Genomic DNA, 10,749 nt, shown 5'->3' with positions numbered 1-10,749 from the left:
CCGTCCGTTCTGCTACCAACACATTGTACGAACCAGAATCCTTTATAAACCACTGGACAGGTCAAATACATATCAGTGTCCATTTCCCGCGACATCACTGCGCGGGTCGCCGCGCTGCGGGAACAACAACGCTTGCGCGAGGCGCTGGAGCGGCATCGCGAGACGCTGGAGGAGCGGGTTGAAGAGGCAATGAAGGCCTTGCGGGCGATCGAAGCGGAGCAGCGCGAAACGGCGGCTGCGCTGGCGCAATCGCAGAAAATGGATGCGGTCGGCAAGCTGACCGGCGGCGTGGCCCACGATTTCAACAACGTGCTGCAGGTGATTGGCGGAAACCTTCAACTTGCCGTGCAGGAATCGAACGGCAACGAAACCCTGACGCGGCGCCTCGCATGCGCGCATGAAGCGGTGGAGCGCGGCGCGAAGCTCGCGTCGCAACTGCTCGCGTTCGCGCGCCGGCAACCGCTTGAGCCGGTGGCGCTGGATATCTCGCGGCTGCTGCGCAGCTCCGGCGACATGCTGCGCCGCGTGCCGGGCGAAACCATCGAACTGGAAACGGTGGTGTCGGGCGGCCTGTGGAATACGCTGGCCGACCCGAATCATTTGCAGAACGTGATCGTGAATCTGGCGATCAACGCACGTGACGCAATGGACGGCGCGGGCCGGCTGACCATCGAGGCCGGCAACGCGATGCTCGACGACGACTACACGCGCCATCATGACGACCTGGCGAGCGGCCAGTACGTGATGATCGCCGTCTCCGACACCGGTTGCGGCATGACGCCGGAAGTCCTCGCGAGCGCGTTCGAACCCTTCTATACGACCAAGCCCGAAGGCCGCGGCACGGGCCTGGGCCTGAGCATGGCGTACGGTTTCATGAAGCAGACGGGCGGCCACATCAAGCTGTATAGCGAGCCGGGCCACGGCACGACGGTCAAGCTCTATCTGCCGCGCTCGATGGAAGACGAGACCGCGCGCGCGGAAGCCGCGAACGATCCGGTCACGGGCGGCACGGAAACGATCCTGGTGGTGGAAGACGATCCGAACGTGCGGGCGACCGCGGTGGACATGCTGACCCAGCTGGGTTACCAGGTGCTGAAAGCCGTGGATGCCCAGAGCGCGCTGAGCGTGCTCGAAAGCGGCGTGCACGTCGATTTGCTGTTCAGCGACGTCGTGATGCCGGGACCGATGCGCAGTGTCGAACTGGCGCGGCGCGCGAAGGAAATGCTGCCGGCGCTGGAGGTGCTGTTCACGTCGGGGTACACCGAAAACGCGATTGTCCACGGCGGGCGGCTTGATCCGGGCGTGGCGTTGATCAGCAAGCCGTATCGGCGGGATGCGTTGGCGCGCAAGGTGCGCTGGATGTTCCGCACGCGGGTCTATGAAGCGCCCGATATGCCGGACGCGCCGCAGGCGTCTCACGCTCCCGCCGTGCCAGAGCCTCAGCCGCTGCGCGTCCTGATTGTGGAGGACGACGCCAACACCCGCGAAGCGACGCGCGAGCTGCTTGAACTGCTCGACGCCAAAGTAATCGCGGTGGACAGCGCGCAGGCAGCGCTGGACCTGATCACACAGCAATTATTCGATGTCCTGCTCACCGATGTCCGCATGCCCGGCATGTCGGGCCTCGACCTGGCGCGCGCGATGAAGCGCGTGCAGCCGCACGTGCATGTGGTGCTGGCATCGGGTTATGGGACGGGCATTGCGGCGGAGCTTGGCGACGAGCTGAGCAGTGCGACGCTGCTGCCAAAGCCGTTCAACTTCGATGAACTCGAACAGGCGGTGTTCAGGAAGCCATGACGGCTTCAGGTGCGCTGGCAGCATGCACGACCGGGCCGCAACCCGGCCGGGCGGGTTCGCCCATTGGAATGACGATCCGCACGGTCAGGCCACCGTCTGCCGCGTTGCCGATATCGCAGCGGCCGCCAAGCTGGTGCGCGAGGCGTCCGACAATGGCGAGCCCCAGGCCGCAATGACCGTCACCCGCACGTGCCGGGTCCAGGCGGACAAACGGCTTGCGGGCATCGTCCAGACGCTCGGGCGGGATGCCGTCGCCGTAATCGCGCACCGTGATGAACCACTCGCCGTGGCGCTTTCCCGTGCTGATATCGACGGGCGGGGCGCCGTGTTCCAGCGCGTTATCGACCAGATTGGTCACCAGCCGGTCCAGCAAGGTGCGCTGCAAGTGGAAGCCATGGCCTGCGGCCAGGTCGAGGCGGAACAGGGGGGTATCATCGCCGGCTTCATCCTGCGCAAACTGCTCTGCGAGAAAAGCGTCCACGTTGATGGCCGGTCCGCTGGTCGACGCGTTGCCCGCGAATTCGAGGAATTGCTGAACGATGCGCGTGAGTGAGTCGATGTCGCGAATGAAATGCGCGCGCTCGGCGTCGTCCTGAACCAGGACGCTTGCACGCAGCTTCAGGCGCGTCAGCGGCGCTTTCAGATCGTGCGCGATGCCGGCGAGCATGACGGCTTTCTCGTCGTCGGCGTCGTTGATTCGCCGCATCATCTGGTTGAATGCCCGGATCAGGTCGCGTAGCTCACGCGGGCCGCGCTCGTCCACCGGGACTGGCCGCTCACCCGCGCCGAACTGACGCGCGCCTTGCGCCACGCGCGACAACGGCCGCTGCAGTTGCCATGCGGCGACCAGCGACAGGATCACGGCCGCCAGCAACATTCCCACCGATTCAACCAGGATAGGCGGCGCGGGCGGCAGGTCGACCGGCGTCACGATCCAGTTCGGGCTGTTTGGGTAACGCACCCAGAGACGCTGGGCGTGCTTGGGGCCATCGACGGCGAGCCGTGTACCCGGCGGCAGGACGTTCCTCAACTCACGCAACAAATGCACGACGGGACCGTTGTCGGGCTCGCGCAGCGTGATGCCTTCGGGCAGGTTCGACGACAACACCAACTGCACGCTCAGCGCGGGCGCGAGCCGTACGCCTTGACGCGCGTCGTCGTTGGCGGCGGCGAGTACGAGCATCAAGCCGCGCGCGTAACCTTCTGCATCGTGATGCGGCCGCTGCACGGTGAGCACCGCGAACCAGCAGGCTTGCACGGCGAACAGCACGACCAGGGAAATGAGCGCCATGCGCCCGAACAGCGTATTGAACGGATTGCCGCGACCCGAGCCGTTACGGCTCCAGGCACGGCCCGGGGCGGCATGACCTGACCCGATGCGGGCGCGTTTGCTGCCGCGCGAATCCGCCGTGCCGAAAATGCTCATACCGTCGACGCGCGGTCGGGCGTGGATGCAGCGGGCGCCGGCTGCGTCGCCGTGTCCGCCGCCGCGTTTGTATTGCGCGCGCCGTCGGGATCGGGAATGAACACGTAACCCTGGCCGCGGACGGTTTGCACATGACGTGGGCTGGCCGGATCTTCCTCGATGATTCTGCGCAACCGCCAGATTGGTACGTCGAGGCTGCGGTCGCTGAAAGTGCTGTCGTCGCGATGCACGAGATCGTGGATCAGCACGCGGGACAAGACTTTATAAGGATGCCGTACGAGCACCTTGAGCAACGCGAATTCGCTGTCGCGCAGGGGAATGCGCTCGTCGCCGCTTACGAGCGCACGCGTGACGAAGTCGAGTTCGAAGCGGCCGAAGCGTTCGCTTGCGACGGCTTCCGGACGTCCCGTGGACGCAGGCGCGCGCCGCCGCAACACGGTATCTATGCGCGCGAGCAGTTCGCGGGGATCGAAGGGCTTGGCCAAATAGTCGTCCGCGCCGAGTTCCAGCCCCTCCACCTTGTCTGTCACGCTGTCGCGAGCAGTGACGAAGATCACAGGGATGTCGTCACCGGCAGCGCGCACCTGGCGAAGCGCTGCAATACCGTCCATGTTCGGCATCATGATGTCGAGCACCACGATGGACGGACGGACATATTCCAGCCGCCGGCGCAGGCCGGTGCCATCGTGAAGGACGGAAACGTCGAGCCCGCGCGCTTTCAGGAAGCGGCTTAGCAGATCGCACACCGCCAGGTCGTCGTCGACGATCAATACAGAGGTAGTCATGGTGAAATTTTAGCTGGCATCGTAAAAGTGCGGTTTTTCATCTACTCGAAGATAGTTACCGATTCTTACTCGAAACTGCCGCAAAAATGACCTCCCGGTGCGGCCCGAAAAGCCCGTGCGCGTTGACCCGGGCGGCTAAGCGCTTTGATCCGATGTATTAAGCGCCCGCTTGCCGTGCAATTCGATGAAAGAAGCGGAAAGGAATCAGTGTCGCGAAAAGGCGCTTTGGCGTCTTAGAATGAATCACATGACTCATCATGTTCTCCTCGTCGACGACGACCCCGTAGTGCGCGACCTGGTTCGCGAATATCTGCAAGGCAACGGCCTTGCAGTCTCGGTGCTGCACGACGGTACTGGCCTCAAGCGGCGCCTCGACGCCGAGCGGCCGTCCATTGTCGTGCTCGACGTAATGATGCCCGAGCAGGATGGCATCAGTGCGTTGCGCGAATTGCGCGCGGCCGGCGACGACATCCCCGTGATCTTCCTGACAGCGCGTTCGGACGTGATCGATCGCGTGATCGGCCTCGAACTCGGCGCGGACGACTATCTGGCCAAACCTTTCGATCCGCGCGAACTGCTCGCGCGCATCCGTACGGTCCTCAGACGTCGCGATGCAGCGGCGCCGGGTGCGCCGGAGGACCGGCCTCCTTACCGCTTTGGCCCCTATGAAGTCGATTTTGCCGCCCGCGAATTGCGTCACAACGGCGAACGGGTGCCGTTGCGTTCCGGCGAATTTGCCACGCTGAAGATCTTCGTGAAAAACGAGATGGTCGTACTGACGCGTGCGCAACTGAACGAGAAGCTGCGCGGTCAGGCCGGAACGTACCGGGACCGCAGCCTCGACGTATCCATATGGCGGCTGCGGCGCCTGCTGGAAGCCGATCCCTCCGATCCGCGCTACGTCCAGACCGTATGGGGACAGGGTTATATCTTCGTGCCGCACGGCGAGACCGGCGCGGTGGAGCGTGCCATCCGGCGCGCGTCGACCGAAGCGTGACAACGCGCGAGGCCGTCCCGGGCCTTGCATGCAAAAACCTGCGAACGGCCGATGAAGATGTATCCGCTGAAATGATCCGTTACCAACTGCATCAGTTATTTCTTCTGTACACGCATAAGATCGGTTCCATAGTCCCGACCACGGGATATGGAGAACTCAAATGAAACGCGTAGCTGCAGTGTTGGTGTTGGCCGGAAGTCTTGCCATGTCAGGTCAGGCGTCCGCGCACGGGGACGGTGGTGCGGTAGTCGGCGCGCTGCTGGGCGGGGCGGTGATTGGCGCGCTGGTGGGGTCCGCGGTGGCTCAGCCGGTATACGCGCAACCTGTGTACGCACAGCCGGTGTATCAGCCGGTCTATGCACAACCTGTTTATGCGCAGCCGGCCTACCAAGCCGGCCCGCCGCCGGGATACTGCTTCGACGACTATCGCCGTGCCTATGTGCCGTGCGGCCCGCAACCGGGCTATTACCAGCAAGGCTGGTAAGACCGAAATACCTCGCAATGACAAAACCGGGCTGGTCAAGCCCGGTTTTTTTGTTTTGCGCGTATCGAAACAGGTGGGTGTTCCAGGCAAAAGCGGGTCAACAAGCCAACTCACGGTCACAAATACTGCTGGTGCATGATGCCCGGAATGCCCGCCACGCAAGCTTTATCGGCCAAAATTATCGGTCAAAAAATAGCCGCTCGCGCGGCATACTCCTTGCGCTTGGATCGACTGCGAACAGCAACTCGACCACTGCATCGCCAGAAGGTAGTGGGACAATGTCGAAGCCGCTGCTGATAGCTGCTGTTGGCTGTCGGAAGGACTGCCCAATGTGCGATCAAACCAACCCTGGCGCGAGCGGACACAACCTTGGAGCCCTGACGCTTTGCACTCTTCGGATTCCGCCGCACTCGACTTGCCGCTGCCGCTGCGCAGTTTCGCTGCAACCCGGCGAATCCTGCTGGTCGTGCTGGCGGCATCGATCCTGTTTCCGGTCGTGTTCCTGCTCGGCTACGGTTATTACGACTACCAGCGCCGCATGAACGAATCCGACGACGTCGCCGACCGCGTGTCCCGAGTCGCTGACGAGCAAGCCGTCAAGGTGCTCGATCTCAATCGCGAAATCTCGACGCGTATCGTGGAAATGCTCGCTGACAGCGACGACGTCCAGATCCGTGCAAACCAGAAAGCCATCCATGACCGCCTGAGCGTGATTGGCGAATCGTTTGCGCAGGTGGCGGCAATCACCATCTTCGGCGTGAATGGCGAGATGCTTGCCAGCAACCGTTATTTCCCCGTGCCGGCCGTTTCGATCGCCAATCGCGACGACTTCATCTCCGCTCGGGCCATCCGCCCCGACCCGTATTTCTCCCTGCCGCTGGTCGGCCGCGTCCAGCAAACCGATGTATTCACGACCAGCGTCGGGCGCAGCTTGAACGACGGCCGGTTTGCGGGCGTCGTGTCGATTGCGCTGAAACGCGATTATTTCACCGGGTTTTATCGCGACCTGTCGAATGGTGAACCCGGCATGAGCGTCGGCCTGTTTCGCCGCGACGGCGGCATTCTCGTGCGCGAACCTCCCAGCCGTGCCGGCATCACCCACGCTCACGACACAGAGTTCACCAGCGCCATGCGCAACAACGAATTGTTTGGGCGCGTGCGGATACGCTCGAGTATCGACGGCCTGGAGCGCGTGGTGGCTTTTCGTCGTGTGGGGGACTACCCGCTCTACGTGACGAGCGGCATTCCCACCGGCGCGATCTTCGCGCAATGGCGCCAGCACTACACGCTGATCGCCGTGATTACGGCGATACCGTGCATCGCGGTCTGGCTGCTCGTGCTGTTCTCGCTGCGCCAGTTACGGGCGCAGCAAGCCGCGTGGGAGCGCTGGCAGGCGGAGGTCGCCATGCGGCTGTCGGCCGAGGCATCCAGCCGCCAGTTGCGGCGCATGGGCGCGCTCGGCAACCTGGTCGCCAACGTGGCGCACGACTTCAATAACCTGCTGATGGTCGTGGCGGCGAATATGGAGCTTGCGCGCCGCAAGAATTTCAACGGACTGGAAAGGGAAGTGCTGGCAGTCGAACGGGCGACCGCCGGCGCTGAAGCGCTCGCTCGGCGCTTGCTCAGCGTCGCGCGCAAGCAACCACTCAAGCAGGCGCCGATCGACCTCTCTGTCTGGTTGTCCGCGGCAACCGGGTTGATCGAAACGGCGGCCGGCGAGAAGGTGCAGGTGAGGGTCCAGGTGTCGTCGGACATGTGGCAGGTTCGCGCGGACGCCACCGAACTCGAGTTCGCGATCATCAACATTGCCGTGAATGCCCGCGATGCCATGCCCCAGGGCGGCCGGTTCGTGATCCGCTGCCAGAACGTTCGCGTGACGGCCGACAACGTCTTGCCCGACGGTGAATATGCGCTGCTCGCTTTCACCGACAGCGGCGAGGGCATGCCTGAAACCACAGCGCGGCGCGCGTTCGAGCCGTTGTTCACGACCAAGCTGAGCGGATCGGGCACGGGCCTGGGGCTCGCGCAGGTGCTGGCGGCGTGCGAGCAGGCGGGGGGCACGGCGCGACTCGCCAGCGTGCCGGGGCGCGGCACGACCGTGCGGCTTTATCTGCCCCGGTACCACGGCCCGGCCGCCGCGCCGGTGACGGCTGCGGTGGACGCAGCCGGCATCGATACACCGGACATCCCGGGTGCAGCAGATTCCACGGGCAGGACGGCGCCGGCGGGGCGGCACCCGGGGTCGATCCTGCTGGTTGAGGACAACGAGGAAGTCGCGGCGGGCGTGGCGGCGGTGCTCGCCACCTTTGGCTGCGACGTACGCCACGAACTCACCGCGGACAAAGCCTTCGACTTGCTCAACGAAGGCAGCCGCTTCGACCTCGTGTTGTCGGATATACAGATGCCTGGGCGGCTCAACGGCATCGATCTGGCGGAGAAAGTCCGCGGGACCTGGCCCACGCAGCGGATCGTATTGATGACCGGCTATGCCGACGAATTCGAGCGCGCGCGTCACACCGGGGTGACGATTCTCGCGAAGCCATTCAATATCGACGAGTTGCGGGAACTCGTGCTGCGCTAATTTTGCGATGGGCCATTCGAGCGGACGGGATAACGGCTGAGCGTTGAAGCGAGGAAGCTGGAATCAGTCGCGGGTCGTTTCGGTGTCGGCGTCAGCCGCGGCGTCGGAGCCGAATTGCGGGGCGAACGCCTTGGCTCGCAGGCTGACTTTCTCCGCGTAGGCTTTTGAGCCGCCATAGCTCTTCAGGGCCGCGCCCACGTCACCGCGAGCGGACTGGACATAACCGTGAAGAATCGCCGATCCGGCTTCTATATTCGCAGTCGCTTCAGTCAGGTCGATGTGGCGCACGAGTTGTTTGTGCGCGGTCGGCACGACCTGCATCAGGCCGGTTGCGCCATTGGCGCCACGGGCTTTTTCCTTGAAGCGGGATTCAACGGAGATGATGGCGAGAAGGAGGGCGGGAGGAAGGGAGTATTTGGATGCCGCGGACATGACCGCGGCTGAAATCTGCTCCGCTTTTGCCCGCGCGACGCCGAACTTCTGGGAGATCAGGCGGGAGACCTGGTGAGTGGCCTCGGTGGTGGCGTCGCTGGCTGCGGCGTCTTGCTGGACCGCTTCCGGGGCTCGTTCCTGGGCCACCGCGCCTTGCATCGGTCCTAGCGTTGCGCCTAGTGTCAGCGCAGCAAGCCAAAGGAGTCTGCTCATGGGAAGTGGCCTTGGAAGGGAAGGTCGCATTATACAGACGAGAAAAATCCTTGCAAATCATGTGTTTGCTTGGTCGCGAGAGCGGTCCGGGTGGTATTTGGGCGGTATTTGGCGCGCAGGCCCGCGCGCACCCCGGCGTGCTCAGGCACTCGTTACCGCGGCCGACGTGTGGGCCGACGGCCGGACGCAGTCCCGCCCTGCGGCCTTCGCTTTGTAGAGCTGCTGGTCGGCGGCGCCTAGCAAGCCGTACGCACCGCCGAGGCCCGGCGGCGACGCCGTCGCGCAGCCAATGCTGACGGTCACCGTGCCAAGCGGGCTGGCCCGGTGGGGGATCGCGCAGGCCAGCACGTGCTGCCGGATTGCTTCGGCAATATGCAGCGCGCCTTCGGACGGTGTATCGGGCAGCAGCACGACGAACTCTTCGCCGCCGTAGCGCGCGGGGACATCGCCCGGACGGTGTACGGCCGTGGCAATGCTGTGCGCGATAGTGGCGAGCGCGTCGTCGCCGAGGGCGTGGCCGTAGGTGTCGTTGTAGGGCTTGAAATAATCCACGTCGATGAACAACATCGACAACGGCGTGCCCGCCCGCCTCCCGCGGCGCCATTCGTCGTCCATGCGTTCGTCGAACGCGCGCCGGTTTGGCAGGCCGGTGAGCGCATCCGTGCCGGCCAGCAGGACGAGTTCCTCCTGCGCGCGGCCGCGCTCGCGCAGCGACAGTGCAAGCAGCCACGACACTGCGACGAAACTCAAACCCGACAGCAGCGTCAACGCGCCGACAATCCGGCTGCGCTCGCGCCACGGTCCCAGTACGTCGTCTTCCGCCGGGGCCACGGCCGCGATGAACGGCGTCCCCGGGACGCGCGAGAACGTGTAGAGGCGGCGCACGCCGTCGACCGGTGAGACCGCCACGTACGATCCCGACCCGGCATTCGCCATGCGCGAGAAAGTGAGCGAGCTGGCGATCTTGTGGCCGACGATGTTCTCGCGGAAAGGCTTGCGGGCGATCATCGTGCCGTCCTGATGGATGATGAAGATCGATCCCTCGGCGCCCACGTTGAGCTTGTCCAGCAGCGAATTGAAATAAGCGAGGTTCATTGCCAGCAGCGCGATGCCGGCGAATGAACCGTCAGGCGCGTTGACGCGCCGGCTCATGCCGATCGTCGGGGTGCCGCGCAAACGCGACGCAAACGGATGCGAGAAGTACAGGCCGGCCGACGGGCTGCGTTGCTGGGCGTAGAAATATTCGCGGTCGGCGAAGGAGCCCGCCGGGAAGGGGGCGTCCTTGGCCTCCGCCGTGACGTTGCCGTGCGCGTCCAGCACGTAGGCGCCGCTGATGTAGGCCGCGGAGATTGCGCGGTCGAAAAGGATCTGGTGGCGCAGGGCGGGCGGGAGCTCCATGATGGCCGGATTCTGCGCGCCCTCGACCATCGCATTGAGTGACAGATTGTAGATTTCGACGTTGCGGGCGATGTCGCTGCTGATGATCGCGACGAGGTTCGCCGAGGTTTCGCGCGCGTGGTCGAGCACGCCCTGGCGCCCCTGATACAACGTGCCGATGGACAAGCTCGCCATCAGCACCGCGACGACGGTACCGGCAACGCCCGCAAGCAGCGGATGGCGCGAGAGCGCGCTCGCCATGCCGACCGCCGTCCAGCGCGGCCGGATGCGGCGCTTCCTCAAACCCGTGGCGGGGGGCGAGAGAGGGTTCATCGCGGGCGGCTCGTCGCGATGCATGGACTGCGCCGCGAACGACAGGACCGGCAGCACGGCGCGCAGTGCGGCGCGGGGCGCGCACAGTCAAACAACGGCATGGATTTCGGGTTTGGCATCGTGCGGCAGGTTGGATCGGGAGGTTCACTACGTCTGGCTTGCAGGCCGCATTGTATCGGCTCGAACTTTCTTTCCCGCGCGGCCGGCGGCCAAGATTAGCCGGGTTTGCCACCTGCGTGGACCGGTGCGGACCCTTGATCCATGTCTATGCGCACAGCAGAAGCGATCCGGAAGTGTGCCAAAAGTATCCCTTCACGTTGCCGG

Annotated in this window: 8 protein-coding genes; 4 read left to right on the top strand and 4 right to left on the bottom strand. The window is 64.4% G+C overall.

The window, feature by feature from the left end; all coding sequences use genetic code 11:
* Window positions 1-75: 75 nt before the first annotated feature.
* The gene (locus AWB69_RS10405; RefSeq protein ID WP_062084807.1) at window positions 76-1,797 is read left to right on the top strand and encodes a response regulator; all 1,722 of its coding nucleotides are present in this window, start codon (window positions 76-78) and stop codon (window positions 1,795-1,797) included.
* Here the strand turns inward: AWB69_RS10405 and AWB69_RS10400 are convergent.
* A complete protein-coding gene (locus AWB69_RS10400; protein ID WP_062890647.1) occupies window positions 1,784-3,088 on the bottom strand; it encodes an ATP-binding protein in 1,305 nt (434 codons plus the stop codon). The two genes, AWB69_RS10405 and AWB69_RS10400, sit on opposite strands and share 14 nt — an antisense overlap.
* A gap of 131 nt (window positions 3,089-3,219) precedes the next feature.
* Window positions 3,220-4,008: a response regulator gene (locus tag AWB69_RS10395; RefSeq protein WP_062084806.1), complete on the bottom strand. Its 789-nt coding sequence runs from the start codon at window positions 4,006-4,008 to the stop codon at window positions 3,220-3,222.
* Window positions 4,009-4,255: 247 nt separating this feature from the next.
* Between AWB69_RS10395 and AWB69_RS10390 the strand changes: the two genes are divergently transcribed.
* From AWB69_RS10390 to AWB69_RS10380, 3 genes are all read left to right on the top strand, one after another.
* Window positions 4,256-5,005, top strand: a complete 750-nt coding sequence (locus AWB69_RS10390; RefSeq protein WP_062084823.1) for a response regulator — start codon at window positions 4,256-4,258, stop codon at window positions 5,003-5,005.
* Window positions 5,006-5,165: 160 nt separating this feature from the next.
* Window positions 5,166-5,489 (top strand): hypothetical protein, encoded by a 324-nt coding sequence (locus AWB69_RS10385; protein ID WP_062084805.1) that lies wholly within the window; start codon window positions 5,166-5,168, stop codon window positions 5,487-5,489.
* Between the two features lie 385 nt (window positions 5,490-5,874).
* Window positions 5,875-8,070 (top strand): hybrid sensor histidine kinase/response regulator, encoded by a 2,196-nt coding sequence (locus AWB69_RS10380; RefSeq protein WP_062084804.1) that lies wholly within the window; start codon window positions 5,875-5,877, stop codon window positions 8,068-8,070.
* 63 nt (window positions 8,071-8,133) lie between these two features.
* Here the strand turns inward: AWB69_RS10380 and AWB69_RS10375 are convergent, their stop codons facing one another.
* The gene (locus AWB69_RS10375) at window positions 8,134-8,715 is read right to left on the bottom strand and encodes a transglycosylase SLT domain-containing protein (RefSeq protein WP_062084803.1); all 582 of its coding nucleotides are present in this window, start codon (window positions 8,713-8,715) and stop codon (window positions 8,134-8,136) included.
* A gap of 141 nt (window positions 8,716-8,856) precedes the next feature.
* Entirely contained in the window at window positions 8,857-10,449 is a 1,593-nt protein-coding gene (locus tag AWB69_RS10370; protein ID WP_231937053.1) for a sensor domain-containing diguanylate cyclase, read from the bottom strand.
* Window positions 10,450-10,749: the final 300 nt, after the last annotated feature.

Origin of the sequence: Caballeronia udeis (assembly GCF_001544555.2) — a bacterium.
In the GTDB taxonomy this organism is placed as follows: domain Bacteria; phylum Pseudomonadota; class Gammaproteobacteria; order Burkholderiales; family Burkholderiaceae; genus Caballeronia; species Caballeronia udeis.
The sequence above is the reverse complement of the archived record's forward strand: the minus strand, read 5'-3'. Positions and strand labels throughout refer to the sequence as shown.